We start from the raw sequence: 15501 nt of genomic DNA, 5'->3' as shown, positions 1-15501 counted from the left end.
TAGCCGGAATTCACATAGCGTGACAGATCCGTAAGAAAATTGACCGGGCCAGTTAGAAAATGCGTAGGTCCGGCTGCCTTTAGGTTTAAGGCCCTAGGGCGTGTTGCTAAACCCTTTGAAGGTTGATTTCCGTCAGGCTTGATTCATGGCAGCTAGGCAGGAAATTTCTGGCAAGGCATGGGCTGTGATGGCACCGCATTTCCCGGTTTGGAAGGGGAACGGGCGCCCGATCATGGACTTGCGGCGGACGGTCGAGGGCATCGTCTGGCGGTTCCGCACCGGGGCGCCCTGGCGTGATGTGTCCGAGAGGTTCGGGAACTGGAACTCGGTCTACGGGCGCTTCGCGGACTGGTCCAGAGACGGTACCTGGGCCAGTATCCTCGCGGCGGTGCAGGCAGCCGGCCAGCGCGCCGGTGATATTGACTGGACCGTGTCGGTGGACGCGACGATCACCCGGGTGCATCAGCATGGCGCCACTCTTCCCCGGGTCACAGGGGGCCCCGCAGAATTACAAGAAACTCGGCGCTGAGGAGCCGGGCGACCACGCGATCGGCAAGTCCAGGGGCGGAATGACGTGCAAAATCCACCTTGCCACGGACGGCAAGGGACGGCCGCTGGGCCTGGTCCTCACCGCCGGCCAGGCCGCCGACACCTCATTCTTCCAAACGGTGCTGGAGACCATCTCGGTCGCCGGCAGCTCCCGGGGACGGCCGCGCGTCCGGCCCGACCGGGTGCTGGCAGAGAAGGCGTACACCTCCAGCGCCAACCGCGGCTACCTGGCCGGCAGGGGAATCAAAATCACGATACCCGAGCGGTCAGATCAGATCGCAGGGCGGGCTCGGCGCGGTTCCAAAGGCGGACGCCCCCGATCCTTCGACAGGGAAGCCTACAAAGGCCGAAATGTGGTTGAACGCAGCTACCTCGCTGGCGTCACCCTCGCCTCGGCCCTCATCTGGATCAAATCAGGGGTTTAGCAACACACCCTAGTGGATCAGCGCGAGGAGAATGCCCACTGCCACAAAGAGCACCCCGAAGATCCGACCGAGGATCTTCTGGCCGCGGGCGTTGTGCGTGAAGCGCTGGAAGGATTTGGCGGCAAAGGCGAAAAAGAACCACATGACCAGGATATCGATCACCACCACGGTGGCCGTGAGCACAAGGTACTGCTGCAGGAGCGGCTGTTCGGGGCGGATGAACTGTGGCATAAACGCGAGGAAGAAAACGATGGCCTTCGGGTTGAGCAGGTTGACCCAGAGGCCGCGCCGGAACATTGACCAGGCGGGCTGGTTCCGGAGGGCGGCGGCCTGTTCCTGGTCCACCTCCGGCTTGCTCAGGAACTGACGGATGCCCAAGTACACCAGATAGGCGGCCCCGGCGTAGCGGATCACGTTGAAGGCCACCGGTGAGCTTGCCACCAGCACGCCAACGCCCAATGCCACGATCACCACGTGGACAACCAAGGCTGCCTGCTGTCCAAGGATGCCCCAGATGGAGCGTCGGAAACCGGACGTCAGCGAGTTGCTTATGGTGTTGATGGCACCGGCGCCCGGCGTGAAGCTGATCAGGACGCCGGCGCCCGCGAGGGCGAGCCAAAGGGAGAATTGCACCTGCCAAGTTTAGTGCCGCCCTCACCACAAGAGTGCCGCCCTCACCACAAGAGTGCCGCCCTCACCACAGGGTGGTCACGGGCTCAAATGCGTGAAGTTCCAGATCTGCCGTCACCAGCGTCAGCCCTTCCACCATGGCTTGCGCTGCCAGGATCCGGTCAAAGGGGTCCTTATGTTCCCAGTCCAGCTGACCGGCGGCCAACGCATGCGGAGCGGAGATGGCCAGCTCTGAGGCGTACAGGTGGGCCACCTGTCGTCCGAAGCTTGCCACGATCGCGGCGCCTGACGGCAGCTTGCCTTGATGGTGTTTGTACGACAGCTCGTATGCGGTCATGGGCGACACGTAGACCGAGTTCTCGAGCTTGGTGATGGCGTTCTTGGCTTTGGTGGACAGTTTCTTGGGTTCGGCGAGGGCCCACAGGAAAACATGGGTGTCCAGGAGCAGGCGCATCAATGATCGCCACCCGTCACTTCACCCATTTCCTCGTCGGTCCACGGTTCGTAGAACCCGTCAGGGATCTGGAGGGGCGCCAGGAAGCCCAGTTCGCGTTTGTGGGGGCGCTCGATTTTCACCAGCCGGGCCACCGGGCGGCCTGCCTTGGCAATGACCACATCCTCGCCGTTTTCAACTAGGTTCAACAGCTCGGACAGTCGGGTTTTTGCCTCTTGGACGTTGTATTGCCCCATATTGACCAAGTCTAGTTGGTCAACCTCAGCTGTGTAAGGCTCAGCCCAGTATTCGTTCTCTCCGTAATAGCTCATATTCCGACGCTAGTGCCGCTAGGGCGGAGCGGGTAGGCGCTGTTATGCCTATGTGGAAATCACGCCCGGGCGATGACCTCACCGTTCGGGATCAGGAACCAGCCGTCGTCGGTGGATCCCCAGCGGTGCCAGCCAGCCGAAATCCGGGCCAGGTCCGCTGGATTTGCGAAGCCGTATTCAAGGGCCTGCTCCGCGAAGGCCGAATGTAGCACTCGTTCGCCCCAGACCCGGGCCTGCCATCTCCGCTGTTGCCCGGTGGCATACAGCCAGTTGCTGCTGGTGGGCGCCACGTCGCTGAAGCCTGCGGACTGGACCCAGGACACGAGCCGGCGGCCGGCGTCGGGCTCGGCTCCGTTGCGGCGGGCGATCCGCTGGTACAGGTCCATCCATTCGTCCAGCTCAGGGATGGCGGGGTACCAGCTCATGCCGTGGAAGTCGGCGTCGCGCACTGCCACAATGCCGCCCGGCTTCGCCACCCGGCGCATCTCGCGCAACGCCTCCACCGGGTCGGTGAGGTGCTGGAGCACTTGGTGGGCATGGACGACGTCGAACGTTTCGTCTTCGAAGTCGAGATCATAGATGTTGCCGGCCAGGAACTCCGCATTGGCCACGCCGCGCTCGGCGGCCGCTGCCGTGGCCTGGGCGATGATGTCCGGTGACCGGTCCAGGCCGGTGACCTTTCCGGGCGACACCAGCCCCGCGAAATCACAGGTGATGCTCCCAGGGCCGCAGCCGACGTCGAGTACTGAAACCCCGGGCGTGAGGTGGGGAATGACAAAGGCCGCGGAGTTCTCCGCGGTCCTGGAGGCGTGGGCGCGGACCACCGACTCGTGGTGGCCGTGCGTGTACACATCGTCGTCGTCAGGCTGCTGCGTACTCATAATGAAACGCTACCCCTCCGCAGTGAAAAACGGACGGAACCCTCCCCCAAAGTAGGTCGCATTTAATGTCGTTATGGACGTCCATAACGACATTAAATGCGACCTACTTGGGCGGGGCGGGGGAGGCGGGGCCGCCGGCGGCCGTTTCCTCACGGGCAACGACGGTGGCGTCCACCATGGCGGTCATAAACCGCGTGACGAGCTCCAGCTCGGCGGGGGAGAAGTCCGCCATGGCGGTACCCATATGGTGGGAAAGCGGCATGAACATGGCACTGCCGTCCTGGAACGCCTTGGGTGTCATGCGGAGCTGGACCTGTCGCCGGTCCGGTCCGAGGCGTTCCCTGACTACGTGGCCGGACTGGTCCAGCCGGTCGATGAGGGCGGTGGTGGCGGGCGAACTGAGGTTCAGTTCCTTGCGCAGGATGCCCGGCGTGACCACCTGGCCCTTGGCGGTGTGCCGCATGATCACCGCGAGCGCATTGAGGTCTGTACGGTGCATGTTGTTGCGGCCGCCGGCGGTGTCCACGTAGCGGTTGGCCTCCAGGGTGAAGTCCTGCAGCAGACGGACCAGGGCAAAGGGTGCGGAGTCCGGTGGGCGCTGGAACGCTTCGTCTGTCATGTTCCGCCTCCTCCGCTGGTGCCTGGTGCCCTGTCGGATATTACTGCAGCGCAGCCGGCTGGACGGATTCCGCACCTGAAATTATGGTTCGCCACTTATCTCTATGGTGGAGATACTCTAGGATGGAATAAAGTGTACCGTGGCCACCCCGAGCGAAGCAGGAAGCATGAAATCCAGTCCCCAACACAGCGCGAGGGTTCCGTTCTGGCTTCGCTGGCTCCTTCCCGTTTTGTTGGTGCTCACGTGGCTGGCCATCGCCGGGGTGGGCGGACCCACGTTCGGCCGGCTCGACGAGGTCTCCTCGAATGACCAGGCTTCCTTCCTTCCGGCCAGCGCCGAAGCCACCGCAGCGCAGGACTGGCAGGCGAAGTTCCGCGATTCAGACGAAGTGCCGGCCGTCATCGTCATCGAGAACCACGACGCCATCAGCCCCGCGGAGCTTGGCGAACTGGCATCTTTGAAGACCGGACTGGAGGGCCTGGAGCTGGGCAGCGCCGTGATCGGCCCCATCCCGTCCGAGGATGGGAAAGCGGTCCAATTCATCGCCCCGATCGGGTCCTCCGACGAGCTGAAGGAATCCGTCCAGAGGTTGCGGGACTTCCTGGCGGATTCCGCGCCTGAAGGCATGCAGACCTTCGTCACCGGACCTGCGGGTCTGACCGCAGACCTGGTCAGCGCCTTCGCCGGCATAGACGGCATCCTGCTCCTGATGGCACTCGGTGCGGTCTTCCTGATCCTGCTGATCGTCTACCGTTCACTCCTCCTGCCCATCGCCGTGCTGCTCACCTCCGTCTTTGCGCTCTGCGCCGCCATCCTGCTGGTGTTCGGCATGGCCAAGCTCGGCTGGATCCAGCTGAGCGGCCAGAGCCAGGGCATCCTGTCCATCCTGGTGATCGGCGCGGCAACGGACTATGCCCTGCTGTACGTGGCGCGGTTCCGAGAAGCCCTGGCGCACACGCGAAACCGTACCGCCGCCGTGCTGACCGCGTGGAAAGCGTCGTTCGAACCCATCCTGGCTTCCGGCGCCACCGTCATCATCGCCTTGCTCTGCCTGCTGTTCTCCGACCTGAACTCCAACAAGGCGTTGGGCCCTGTTGCGGCGGCGGGCATTCTTTGCTCGCTGTTCGCTGCCCTGACCCTCCTGCCCGCCCTGATGGGGCTCCTGGGCCGGGCTGCGTTCTGGCCGTTCCGCCCCAAACTGGTTCAGGCCGGCGAGCGTGAGCCCGAACTGGTCACCGGCCTGGAGGGGCAGAAGGGCATCTGGCGGGCCACGGGTTCGCTTGTCTCCCGCCGCCCGCGCACGGTCTGGGTCGCTTCGGTCCTCCTCTTGCTGGTGGCTTCGGCCGGGGTGCTGCAGCTGAAGGCCAACGGCGTGCCGCAGACCGACGTCATCCTCACCGCGTCCAATGCGGTGGACGGCCAGGGCGCGCTGGCGCGGCATTTCGACGCCGGCAGCGGCAGCCCCGCCGTCGTAATTGCGGACGAAAGGAAAGCCGATCAAGTGTTGGCAAAAGTCAAAGCGGCCGACGGCGTGGGGGACGCCTATCTCCTGGCTGAAGGCGGGGTGCCGATCATTTCCAGCGGACCAGCAGCACCCGGCGCTCCCGGCACTCCCAGTGCGCCGGATGTCCGCGACGGCAAGGTGCGGATCAACGCCACCCTCAACTACGCCGCAGATTCCATTGAGGCAGAGGATGCGGTCAAGGCGCTGCTCGAGGTGGTAAAAACGGTCGACGCCGGCGTATTGGTAGGCGGCGTGACCGCCACGGCCCTGGACACCAACACCACCGCCCAGCGCGACCTGGTGATCATCATCCCCATAGTCCTGGCGGTCATCCTGCTCATCCTGATGCTGCTGCTTCGCTCCGTGGTGGCGCCGGTCCTGCTGGTGCTCTCCGTAGTGTTGTCGTACGGCGCGGCCATGGGCGTCTCGGCGCTGGTCTTCAACAACCTGCTGGGATTCCCCGGCGCTGACGCCACCGTGCCGCTGTTCGGGTTTGTGTTCCTGGTTGCCCTGGGCGTGGACTACAACATCTTCCTTATGAGCCGGGTACGGGAGGAATCGCTGAAGCACGGGACCCGGCCGGGCATCCTGCGCGGACTCGGCGTGACCGGCGGAGTGATCACCTCGGCCGGCGTTGTGCTCGCCGCCACGTTCGCCGCCCTGGGCGTCATCCCCATCATGTTCCTGGTGCAGCTCGCCTTCATTGTGGCGTTCGGCGTACTGCTGGACACCGTGCTGGTGCGCTCGCTGCTGGTCCCGGCGCTGGCGTACGACATCGGCCCGCGTATCTGGTGGCCCGGAAAGCTTGGCAGACCCGAGTTGGATGCGGCCGTGCGGCAGGATGCTCGCGATCCGGAGCCCGAGCTTCATTCCGCATCAGAGAGTGCCGGCCGCCGCTAGGGCGGCCTACGCCTGTGAGCGCCACCAGGCCACCGTGGCTGCGGCTGCCTCGGCCAGGGGTGTCGGCCGCAGGTCAAACACGGCCTCACTGGCGGCGGAGTCCATCACAAACGGCTGCTCGAACTGGTAGAGCATTTCGGCAAGTTCGCGGAAGTCTTTCGAGAACACACCCATGGCACGGAGCGCCCAGCCCGGCACGGCTCCCATCTTCGGCGCCTGTACTCCGCCAGCCTCGGTGAACGCTGTGGCCAGCTGCCGCTGCGTGACCGCCGGACCCGTGGGCGCGTGCCACACCTTGTTCGACAGTGACGGCGTCTCCGCGGCATGGATCATCGCCGCGGCCAGGTCCGGGACGTACGTGAACGAATGGGGCTGGTCGGCGCTCCCGATGACCCATAATTTCTTGCCGGCCAGCACGGTGGGGACCACACGCTCGCCGGCATGTGAGGTTCGCACCCGTGGGCCAAAGAAGTCGCCGGCAACCACGCTGACAGTGTTGGTCGGAGAGGCGTCCCGCGCCTCCAGGAGTTTGGTCCGAACACCCCGCTTGCCGCCCTCGGCGGTCCGCGGACCCGCTTCTGTCATAGCTCGGTGCGGTTCGCTGTACGAGTAAAGGCTTTCGGGGAAGACGACGACGGCGCCCGCCTCGCCTGCCGCGGCCAACACCATTTGCTCGGCCGCTGGCAGTTCCGCCTGCCAGGCATCCACGGTGTAGGAGGAGCCGTGGATGCAGTGAAAGACGGCCGTGGCGCCCGCGAAGGCGTCCCGCAGTTGGGCGGCATCCTGGACGTCCGCTCTCACGCGCTCCACCCGCGGATACTCGGGGCCGCTGCCGGAACGGGTGAGGATCCTGACGTTTTTCCCCTGCTCCGCGAGCTGCTCTGCGACCGTCCAACCCACGGGGCCGGCCCCGGTAACAACGTAGACATCGTTCATGACTTCTCCTCAAGGAATTCTGCTAGAGAGCGCTGCTCTCCAATAAGCGTGCGCCTTGGCCGGGGAACTGTCAAGAGCAGTGCTCTCAATTGTTGACACTGCTCTGACTTGTGCCATGCTGGACCAATGAATGACCCTGCCACGGACGCGGAAACCACCCTTCGGACACCGCGGGAGCGCGCACGGGCCCAGACCATTGCTGATATCGTCCGGCTGGGCAGGGAGCACCTGGCAACGCAGGGCGCGGCAGCCCTGTCCCTCCGCGCCGTGGCGAGGGACCTGGGCGTTGTCTCGTCCGCCGTCTACCGTTACGTGGCCAACCGTGACGAGCTCCTCACGCTACTTCTGGTGGACGCGTACAGCGAGCTCGCTGACGCCGTGGATACTGCCGTGAATGCGTTGCCGGAGGGCGACTTTGATGGCAGATTTAGGGCGCTCGGCCGGGCTGTACGGACCTGGGCGCTGCGGGAGCCGGCGCGCTACGGACTTCTGTTTGGCAGTCCGGTGCCGGGTTACCAGGCCCCCGCGGGCCTGACCACACCCCCGGGAACGCGTGTGATCTACCGCCTGATCGGCATTCTCGACGGCGCCTACCGGGCAGGTGTGCTGACCGCGGCGGCGCGCACCGCCGTCGTACCTTCCGCCTTGTCCGCCGACCTGGAAGCGATCCGCGGCGAACTCGGGCTCGCCATGCCGGACGTGCTCCAGGCGAACGGGGCCCTCGTGTGGACGTCGCTCTTCGGGGCCGTGAGTTTTGAGGTCTTTGGCCAATATGGGGCGGACACCTTCCGTGCCCGCGATGAACTCTTTGAGCACCACCTCACCGTCCTCGCGGGGGTGGCGGGGCTCGGCGCCTGACGGGTACTCACAGAAAGCACCGGCGTCTGCCGCCACCCCTGTTTAGCCCGCCTCCGGCTGGGTAGACTCCAAATGCGCCCGGATGGACGCGGAACTCTAAGGAGAGATCACGACATGAGTGAGAACACCGCATCTGAAGAAGAACGCCGCAAGGGCAGCACGGAACCCGGGCTGGAGGGTGAAGGCGGCCAGTATGAAGAAGGCGACTACGGCGAGGCCGGCGTTGTGGGCGGCGCGGAGAACCAGCCCGAGGAGGGCGACTATCCCGAAGGCGACTACGGCGACGCCGGCTCTGTTGACAGTGCGCGCGAGGTGGAAGTGGACGAAGACAAGAACCCGTAGCGGCCGTTCACGCACAGTGAACTACTGCCAGGGCACCGGATTTCCGGCATGAAAACCCCGGAAATCCGGGGGATCGCCTGAGGGTACCGTGACCTAAGAATCCAAAGTTGAGCGGACTCCGCTCAACTTTGGATTGACATTGCCTGCGCCCTGAGTAAAGTTGAGTGCAGAACGCTCAACACTCGAGCGCCAGCAAGTTTCCAAGGAAAGAAGGAAGCAACACATGTCACGTGCAGTAGGTATTGACCTCGGAACAACCAACTCCGTCGTCTCCGTTCTCGAAGGCGGCGAGCCCACCGTCATTGCCAACGCCGAGGGTGGCCGCACCACGCCGTCGGTCGTTGCATTCTCCAAGTCCGGCGAAGTCCTGGTCGGCGAGATCGCCAAGCGCCAGGCCGTCAACAACATTGACCGCACCATCGCCTCCGTCAAGCGCCACATGGGCACTGCCTGGAACGTCCCCGTTGACGACAAGAAGTACACGCCGCAGGAAATCTCCGCGCGTATCCTCATGAAGTTGAAGAACGACGCCGAGTCCTACCTGGGTGAAAAGGTCACCGACGCTGTTATCACCGTCCCGGCCTACTTCAACGACGCCGAGCGCCAGGCCACCAAGGAAGCCGGCGAAATCGCGGGCCTCAACGTCCTCCGCATTGTCAACGAGCCCACCGCGGCTGCGCTGGCCTACGGTCTGGACAAGGGCAAGGAAGACGAACTCATCCTGGTCTTTGACCTCGGCGGCGGAACGTTTGACGTCTCCCTCCTTGAGGTCGGCAAGGACGAAGACAACTTCTCCACCATCCAGGTCCGCTCCACCGCGGGCGAAAACCACCTCGGCGGCGACGACTGGGACCAGCGCGTGGTTGACTACCTGCTGAACCAGCTCAAGGTCAAGGGCATCGATCTTTCCAAGGACAAGATCGCCCTGCAGCGCCTGCGCGAGGCCTCTGAACAGGCCAAGAAGGAACTCTCTTCTTCCAGCAGCACCAACGTCTCGCTCCAGTACCTCTCCGTCACCCCCGACGGCCCGGTCCACCTGGACGAGCAGCTGACCCGCGCCAAGTTCCAGGACCTCACCAAGGACCTGCTGGAGCGCACCAAGAAGCCGTTCCACGACGTCATCAAGGAAGCCGGCATCAAGCTTTCCGAGATCGACCACATCGTCCTCGTCGGCGGATCCACCCGTATGCCCGCTGTCTACGACCTCGTCAAGGAACTGGCCGGCGGCAAGGAGCCGAACAAGGGCGTCAACCCGGATGAAGTTGTAGCCGTTGGCGCAGCACTCCAGGCCGGCGTTCTGAAGGGCGAGCGCAAGGACGTCCTGCTGATCGACGTCACCCCGTTGTCCCTGGGCATCGAAACCAAGGGTGGCGTGATGACGCACCTGATCGAGCGCAACACCGCCATCCCCACCAAGCGGTCGGAGACCTTCACCACGGCTGATGACAACCAGCCGTCAGTGGCCATCCAGGTCTTCCAGGGCGAGCGCGAGTTCACCCGCGACAACAAGCCGCTGGGCACGTTCGAGCTGACCGGCATCGCGCCGGCTCCGCGCGGCGTCCCGCAGGTCGAGGTCACGTTCGACATCGACGCCAACGGCATTGTCCACGTCTCCGCGAAGGACAAGGGCACCGGCAAGGAACAGTCCATGACCATCACCGGCGGCACCGCGCTCTCCAAGGAAGACATTGAGCGCATGGTCAAGGACGCCGAGGAGCACGCAGCCGAGGACAAGGCCCGCCGCGAGGCGACCGACACCCGCAACACGGCCGAGCAGCTCGCTTACTCCGTGGACAAGTTGATCGCCGACAACGCCGACAAGCTGCCTGAAGAGGTCAAGACCGAGGTCCAGGCCGACGTCGACGAGCTCAAAAAGGCCCTCGAAGGAACCGATGACGCAGCCGTGAAGACCGCGTTCGAGAAGCTCCAGGCTTCCCAGACCAAGCTCGGCGAAGCCATCTACGCCCAGGCCGGTTCGCCGGACGGTGCCACCGGTGCCGCAGGTGCCGAAGGCGCAGCTAGTGGTGCCGCAGGCGGGGACAAGGCTTCTGATGAGGACATCGTCGACGCCGAGATCATCGACGAAGACGAAGCGAAGAAGTAGCCATGCCGCACCACGGTAACGAGGAAGAGCACAACTCATCCGCGAGCCACGAGCCGGTCATCCGGGACAACCGCAAGGTTGATCCGGTGACCGGGCAGGCCCGGCACCCGGAGGGCGAGCAGCCCGCTGAGGCGCCGGTGTCCCCGGTGGGCGAGCCTGTGGACAGCGACGGCGATGCACTCGCCCAGGCCGAGGAAATCCTCAACGGCATCGAGGTGCCGGCCGAGGAGTCTGTGGCCCAGGGTGCAGGACAGGCTGAAGCTGCCGAGCTGAAGAACGATCTCCTCCGCCTCCAGGCTGAATACGTCAACTACCGCAAGCGCGTTGAGCGCGACCGGGCCGTGGCAGGGGAGATGGCCGTCATCGGCGTCCTGAACTCCCTGCTTCCGGTCCTTGACGACGTCGACGCCGCCCGCCAGCACGGTGACCTGACCGATGGCCCGTTCGCCGCGATCGCCACCAAGCTGGAGAACGCGCTGAAGACGTACGGTCTGGTCCGCATTGATGAGACCGGAGTGGAGTTCGATCCCACGATCCACGAGGCCCTAATCCAGCAGCCGGGCGAGGACATCGAGGTTGACACCGTCAGCCAGGTGCTCCGCTCCGGCTACCGGTCAGGGGACCGCGTGCTCCGCGCAGCACAGGTGATTGTGGCTGTCCCGGCCTAGGTTGCCGCTGGCGCTACGCCGGATATGGGGCGGTGCCCGCTTCGCGGTGCCTTCCACACCGCCGCCCCATATCCGGCCTCCGCGCCCGCGGTAATCTCGCCTTAACGCTTTTTACTTTTGAAAGGAACGCCATTGGCTAGCCAGGATTGGGTGGACAAGGACTTTTACGCGATCCTTGGTATCGCCAAGGACGCTTCCGACGCCGACATCAAGAAGGCGTACCGGAAACTTGCCCGCCAGCATCACCCGGATACAAACTCGGGGGACGTTGCGTCGGAGAAGAAGTTCAAGGACATCTCCGAGGCCTATTCAGTGCTGTCGGATCCGGACGAGCGCCAGCAGTATGACGCCATCCGGGCCATGGGCGGCGGCGCCCGGTTCGCTCCCGGCGGGGCCGGCGGCGGCGCCGGTGCCGGTAACGGCGGCTTCGAGGACATGTTCGGCGGACTGTTCACCGGCGGCGCGCGGCGTCAGCCCGGCGGGTTCAACTCGTCAGGCGGCATCCCGCCCGAGTTTGCTGACCTGTTTGGCGGCGGCGGCGGCTTCGGCGGCCAGACCGGCTTCCAGCGCCCTCCGCAGAAGGGTGCCGACCGCACGGCGACCACCAGCATTTCCTTCTCGGGGTCCATCCGCGGCACCACCATCGGCCTGCGTGAACCCGGCGGTGACGTCATCGATGTCCGCGTTCCCGCCGGCATCAAGGACGGCCAGAAAGTGCGCGTCCGCGGCAAGGGCCAGCCGGGGCCTGCGGGCAACGGCGACCTGATGGTGGCCGTTGCAGTCAAGCTCCACGAGTTTTACACGCGCGACGGCGACAACCTCCGCATCCACGTCCCGGTCACCTTCCCGGAAGCTGCCTTGGGCGCCGACATCCAGGTCCCCACCATCGACGGCGAGACCGTCAAGGTCCGCGTTCCGGCCGGCACACCCTCGGGGCGCACGCTCCGGGTCAAAGGCCACGGGGTGAAGACCTCCAAGGTCACGGGCGATCTCCTGGTGACCATCGACGTCGCGGTTCCGAAGAACCTGAACAAGGAAGCCGAAGCAGCCGTGAAGGCCTTTGCCGAAGCCACCGCCGACGCCGATGTCCGCGAAGGCCTGGCCGCCAAGGCCCGGCTCTAAGCAACGGAGCAGACCGTGGACATCAGCGCTGACCAGCCGATCTTCGTGATCTCCGTCGCGGCTGAACTGGCGGATATGCACCCGCAGACGCTCCGGCAGTATGACCGGCTGGGCATTGTCTCGCCCAGTCGGGCGCCGGGGAAGTCACGCCGCTATTCGCAGCGGGACATCAACATGCTGCGTGAAGTCCAGCGGCTGTCCCACGAAGGCGTCTCGCTCGAAGGCATCAAACGGATCCTTGAGCTTGAGAACCAGGTGGCCGCGCTGCAGCGCAAGGTGAGCGAGCTGACTGAGGAGCTGGGCCGCCGTCGTGATCCCCTTGATTCGCGGATCTTCGCGGCCGGTGCCGCCGGCGATGTGGTGAGCCTGGCCCGCGGCCAGCGCCCCCGCGCGCGGTCCCAGGCCGTGGTGGTCTGGCGGCCCCGGGCGCTGGGAAACTAGAGTACTCACTACTCGTGACCGGACCGCCTCCACTGGCTTGAATGGAACTTCAGCTGGGTCTCACAGCGCAGGTTCGAGCCTCTGGGGGTTTTCGCGTGTTTGGTTCTTCAGTCGTTATGTTCGCAGGGTCCAGTGCTGGGCTGATCCTGCTTGCCATTGGTCAGACCGTCGTGGTGGTGTGCGTGTGCTTTGACATGGTGCGGGCGCTGTCCGTACCGAGGTCGCACCGGCGCTACGTGGCCAGCACCGTCTTCCGAACGCTGGCCATTCCGTCCATCATCGCCGCCGGCATGAGCGTGCTGATCGACGCGCTGGCCTGGTCCTGGATGGACGTTGGCATGTCGATGTTCGTGATGGTGGCGATCATCTTCCGCCTGCACCACGACACGGATGAAGACAACTGGTGGAAGGGCAAAGGCAAAAAACTCGCCCGCTGGGCCCGCCGCCAGTTCAGCTCCGGAACGTCGGTAGCGCCGGCGATGGGCTGAGCCTGGTTTCGACACGCTCAACCACCGGTGCCGGGGATCGAGCCTGTCGAGATCCTGATACGCGTCGGCGGCTGCCCCGGCCTGGGTGCAGCGCGCGGTCGCAGGGGCTGGTTGTGGCCTGCATCACGGCCGCGTAGAATTCCACTTCAGGGCATAATTCATATATGGAACATCGAGTTCTATTATCGAATTAGATGTCTGCCAGCCACACAACGAAGTGAGGAAAGCCAGTGCAGTTCCACCACCACGGTTATGTATCCGGTGACCCGCGGGTCCAGCCAGCCGCCGGCATCGGTCTGGACCGGCCTGTCGAGCTTCCCGATGAAGTGGACGTGCTCATCGTGGGCACCGGCCCCGCGGGCATGCTCACCGCGGCCCAGCTCTCCCGGTTCCCCGGCGTCACCACACGCATCGTCGAGCGCCGCGCCGGGCGGCTCGTCATCGGCCAGGCGGACGGCATCCAGGCCCGCAGCGTCGAGACGTTCCAGGCCTTCGGATTCGCCGAGCGCATCATCGCCGAGGCGTACCGCATCACCGAAATGGCGTTCTGGAAACCGGACCCCGCTGACCATACCCGTATCGCCCGCGCCGCCCGCACGCCGGACGACCCCACGGGCATCAGCGAGTTCCCGCACCTCATCGTCAACCAGGCCCGCGTGCTGGACTACTTCGCCGAGTACATGGCCAACGCGCCAGCGCGGATGTCGCCCGACTACGGCTATGAGTTCCGCAGCCTCGACGTCGGCGACGGCGACTACCCCGTCACCGTGAGGCTCGTCCACACGTCAGGCCCTGAGGTGGGCAAAGAGCGGGTGGTCCGGGCCAAGTACGTCGTCGGCGCAGACGGTGCGCGCAGCAAAGTGCGCGAGTCCATCGGCTGCACCATGGCCGGTGACCAGGCCCATCACGCGTGGGGAGTCATGGACGTCGTCGCAGTCACGAACTTCCCCGACATCCGCACAAAATGCGCCATCCAGTCCGGTGCGGGCGGCAGCATCCTGCTGATCCCACGCGAAGGCGGCCACCTCTTCCGCATGTACGTTGACCTCGGCGAGGTTGCGCCGGAGGACCAGGGAGCCGTGCGCAGCACCACCATCGAGCAGATCATCGGCCACGCGAACACCATCCTGCACCCCTACACGCTGGACGTCCGCAACGTCGCCTGGCACAGCGTGTACGAGGTCGCCCACCGCCTCACGGACAGGTTCGACGACGTCCTGCCGGACCAGCGCGGGACGCGCACACCGCGCGTGTTCATCACCGGTGATGCCTGCCACACGCACAGCGCCAAGGCCGGCCAGGGCATGAACGTCTCCCTGCAGGACGGCTTCAACCTTGGCTGGAAGCTCGGACATGTACTTGAGGGCCGCAGCCCCGCCAGCTTGCTGGCCACGTACTCGGCCGAGCGCCAGGTGGTAGCGAAGAACCTGATCGACTTCGACAAAGAGTGGTCCACCATGATGGCGAAGAAGCCCGAGGAGTTTGAGAGCCCCTCCGAGCTTGAGGACTTCTACGTCAGCACCGCCGAGTTCCCCGCAGGCTTCATGACCCAGTACACGCCGTCCATGGTCACCGCAGAACCGGTGCACCAGGATCTGGCCACCGGCTTTCCCATCGGGAAGCGGTTCAAGTCCGCGCCCGTGGTGCGGGTGTGCGACGCCAACCCGATGCATCTCGGCCACCACGCCACGGCGGACGGCCGGTGGCGCATCTACGTCTTCGCCGACGAGGCAGCACCCGATGCGGCGAGGCCGCCCATAGGACAGCCGACGGCGGGACCATCGACGACCGGAAAGCCGACGGCGGGACAGCAGGCGCAGCCATCGTCCGTCGTCGACTTCGCCGAGTGGATCGCGAACTCGCCTGAATCGCCGCTAGCCGCAACGCCGTCGGGCGCTGACTGTGACGCGTGGTTCGACGTGAAGGTCATCTACCAGCAGGACCACACAAACGTTGATAGCGCTGCCGTTCCGGCCGCGTTCAAGCCGTCAGTCGGGCCGTTCCAGCTGATCGACTACGAGAAGGTCTACGCCACCGATCCCGCAGCTGACGTCTTCGAGCTCCGCGGCCTGGACCGCGGCGGCGTGGTGGTGGTGGTGCGGCCGGACCAGTACGTGGCCAACGTCCTGCCTTTGGGCGCGACGGCGGAACTCGCCGCGTTTTTCGCGCCCCTCCTACTGCTCCGTGAGAAGGGGAAGCTGTCCAAGGAGGCTTGACCGGCGGAGCCTCGGTCCGCGGAACTGCAGTTTCAGGCCGTGGACAAGCATGG

At 65.0% G+C, this 15501-nt stretch carries 17 protein-coding genes; 11 read left to right on the top strand and 6 right to left on the bottom strand.

Features of this window, described 5'->3' with window-relative positions:
• Positions 1–145: 145 nt before the first annotated feature.
• Both ACQCSW_RS19750 and ACQCSW_RS19745 read left to right on the top strand, forming a co-directional pair.
• A complete protein-coding gene (locus ACQCSW_RS19750) occupies positions 146–529 on the top strand; it encodes a transposase (RefSeq protein WP_426988638.1) in 384 nt (127 codons plus the stop codon).
• Entirely contained in the window at positions 468–974 is a 507-nt protein-coding gene (locus ACQCSW_RS19745) for a transposase (RefSeq protein ID WP_426988636.1), read from the top strand. Before ACQCSW_RS19750 ends, ACQCSW_RS19745 begins: the two co-directional genes overlap by 62 nt.
• 9 nt (positions 975–983) lie before the next feature.
• On the opposite strand, the gene ACQCSW_RS19740 is transcribed toward ACQCSW_RS19745, so the two are convergent.
• From ACQCSW_RS19740 to ACQCSW_RS19720, 5 genes are all read right to left on the bottom strand, one after another.
• On the bottom strand, positions 984–1607 hold the full coding sequence (locus ACQCSW_RS19740; protein WP_426988634.1) for a LysE family transporter: 624 nt from the start codon (positions 1605–1607) through the stop codon (positions 984–986).
• Positions 1608–1668: 61 nt separating this feature from the next.
• Positions 1669–2058, bottom strand: a complete 390-nt coding sequence (locus ACQCSW_RS19735; protein WP_426988632.1) for a type II toxin-antitoxin system VapC family toxin — start codon at positions 2056–2058, stop codon at positions 1669–1671.
• The gene (locus tag ACQCSW_RS19730) at positions 2058–2369 is read right to left on the bottom strand and encodes a type II toxin-antitoxin system Phd/YefM family antitoxin (RefSeq protein ID WP_426988630.1); all 312 of its coding nucleotides are present in this window, start codon (positions 2367–2369) and stop codon (positions 2058–2060) included. The genes ACQCSW_RS19735 and ACQCSW_RS19730 overlap by 1 nt, the downstream gene beginning before the upstream one ends.
• A 59-nt stretch (positions 2370–2428) precedes the next feature.
• Positions 2429–3250, bottom strand: coding sequence for a methyltransferase domain-containing protein (locus tag ACQCSW_RS19725; protein WP_426988628.1), 822 nt, complete (start codon positions 3248–3250; stop codon positions 2429–2431).
• A gap of 103 nt (positions 3251–3353) precedes the next feature.
• Positions 3354–3869, bottom strand: coding sequence for a MarR family winged helix-turn-helix transcriptional regulator (locus tag ACQCSW_RS19720; protein WP_426988626.1), 516 nt, complete (start codon positions 3867–3869; stop codon positions 3354–3356).
• Between the two features lie 166 nt (positions 3870–4035).
• Between ACQCSW_RS19720 and ACQCSW_RS19715 the strand changes: the two genes are divergently transcribed.
• Positions 4036–6273, top strand: coding sequence for an MMPL family transporter (locus tag ACQCSW_RS19715; protein WP_426988624.1), 2238 nt, complete (start codon positions 4036–4038; stop codon positions 6271–6273).
• 6 nt (positions 6274–6279) lie between these two features.
• Here ACQCSW_RS19715 and ACQCSW_RS19710 read toward each other — a convergent pair whose 3' ends face one another.
• Positions 6280–7209 carry an NAD-dependent epimerase/dehydratase family protein gene (locus ACQCSW_RS19710; RefSeq protein WP_426988622.1) on the bottom strand — a complete coding sequence of 310 codons (930 nt, stop codon included), beginning with the start codon at positions 7207–7209 and terminating at the stop codon, positions 6280–6282.
• A 126-nt stretch (positions 7210–7335) separates the two neighbouring features.
• Between ACQCSW_RS19710 and ACQCSW_RS19705 the strand changes: the two genes are divergently transcribed.
• From ACQCSW_RS19705 to ACQCSW_RS19670, 8 genes are all read left to right on the top strand, one after another.
• On the top strand, positions 7336–8067 hold the full coding sequence (locus tag ACQCSW_RS19705) for a TetR/AcrR family transcriptional regulator (protein WP_426988620.1): 732 nt from the start codon (positions 7336–7338) through the stop codon (positions 8065–8067).
• A 114-nt stretch (positions 8068–8181) separates the two neighbouring features.
• Positions 8182–8409 (top strand): hypothetical protein, encoded by a 228-nt coding sequence (locus tag ACQCSW_RS19700; protein WP_426988618.1) that lies wholly within the window; start codon positions 8182–8184, stop codon positions 8407–8409.
• A gap of 223 nt (positions 8410–8632) precedes the next feature.
• Positions 8633–10513: a molecular chaperone DnaK gene (gene dnaK / locus ACQCSW_RS19695; RefSeq protein ID WP_426988616.1), complete on the top strand. Its 1881-nt coding sequence runs from the start codon at positions 8633–8635 to the stop codon at positions 10511–10513.
• Between the two features lie 2 nt (positions 10514–10515).
• On the top strand, positions 10516–11181 hold the full coding sequence (locus ACQCSW_RS19690; RefSeq protein WP_426988614.1) for a nucleotide exchange factor GrpE: 666 nt from the start codon (positions 10516–10518) through the stop codon (positions 11179–11181).
• Between the two features lie 132 nt (positions 11182–11313).
• Positions 11314–12303: a DnaJ C-terminal domain-containing protein gene (locus ACQCSW_RS19685; protein WP_426988612.1), complete on the top strand. Its 990-nt coding sequence runs from the start codon at positions 11314–11316 to the stop codon at positions 12301–12303.
• 15 nt (positions 12304–12318) lie between these two features.
• On the top strand, positions 12319–12744 hold the full coding sequence (locus ACQCSW_RS19680; protein ID WP_426988610.1) for a heat shock protein transcriptional repressor HspR: 426 nt from the start codon (positions 12319–12321) through the stop codon (positions 12742–12744).
• A gap of 116 nt (positions 12745–12860) precedes the next feature.
• Complete coding sequence (locus ACQCSW_RS19675) at positions 12861–13232, top strand: hypothetical protein (protein ID WP_111908191.1); 372 nt, start codon at positions 12861–12863, stop codon at positions 13230–13232.
• A gap of 230 nt (positions 13233–13462) precedes the next feature.
• Positions 13463–15448: an FAD-binding monooxygenase gene (locus tag ACQCSW_RS19670; protein WP_426988608.1), complete on the top strand. Its 1986-nt coding sequence runs from the start codon at positions 13463–13465 to the stop codon at positions 15446–15448.
• Positions 15449–15501 lie beyond the last annotated feature (53 nt).

This window comes from Pseudarthrobacter sp. Y6, from assembly GCF_050156205.1.
Taxonomy (GTDB): Bacteria; Actinomycetota; Actinomycetes; order Actinomycetales; family Micrococcaceae; genus Arthrobacter.
The sequence above is the reverse complement of the archived record's forward strand: the minus strand, read 5'-3'. Positions and strand labels throughout refer to the sequence as shown.

Excerpts from the sequence above, each read along its gene's own strand:
- ACQCSW_RS19750 (WP_426988638.1), top strand. The coding sequence starts at position 146 with ATGGCAGCTAGGCAGGAAATTTCTGGCAAGGCATGGGCTGTGATGGCA.
- ACQCSW_RS19745 (WP_426988636.1), top strand. The coding sequence starts at position 468 with ATGGCGCCACTCTTCCCCGGGTCACAGGGGGCCCCGCAGAATTACAAG.
- ACQCSW_RS19735 (WP_426988632.1), bottom strand. The coding sequence starts at position 2,058 with ATGCGCCTGCTCCTGGACACCCATGTTTTCCTGTGGGCCCTCGCCGAA.
- ACQCSW_RS19730 (WP_426988630.1), bottom strand. The coding sequence starts at position 2,369 with ATGAGCTATTACGGAGAGAACGAATACTGGGCTGAGCCTTACACAGCT.
- ACQCSW_RS19725 (WP_426988628.1), bottom strand. The coding sequence starts at position 3,250 with ATGAGTACGCAGCAGCCTGACGACGACGATGTGTACACGCACGGCCAC.
- ACQCSW_RS19720 (WP_426988626.1), bottom strand. The coding sequence starts at position 3,869 with ATGACAGACGAAGCGTTCCAGCGCCCACCGGACTCCGCACCCTTTGCC.
- ACQCSW_RS19715 (WP_426988624.1), top strand. The coding sequence starts at position 4,036 with ATGAAATCCAGTCCCCAACACAGCGCGAGGGTTCCGTTCTGGCTTCGC.
- ACQCSW_RS19710 (WP_426988622.1), bottom strand. The coding sequence starts at position 7,209 with ATGAACGATGTCTACGTTGTTACCGGGGCCGGCCCCGTGGGTTGGACG.
- ACQCSW_RS19705 (WP_426988620.1), top strand. The coding sequence starts at position 7,336 with ATGAATGACCCTGCCACGGACGCGGAAACCACCCTTCGGACACCGCGG.
- ACQCSW_RS19700 (WP_426988618.1), top strand. The coding sequence starts at position 8,182 with ATGAGTGAGAACACCGCATCTGAAGAAGAACGCCGCAAGGGCAGCACG.
- dnaK (WP_426988616.1), top strand. The coding sequence starts at position 8,633 with ATGTCACGTGCAGTAGGTATTGACCTCGGAACAACCAACTCCGTCGTC.
- ACQCSW_RS19690 (WP_426988614.1), top strand. The coding sequence starts at position 10,516 with ATGCCGCACCACGGTAACGAGGAAGAGCACAACTCATCCGCGAGCCAC.
- ACQCSW_RS19675 (WP_111908191.1), top strand. The coding sequence starts at position 12,861 with ATGTTCGCAGGGTCCAGTGCTGGGCTGATCCTGCTTGCCATTGGTCAG.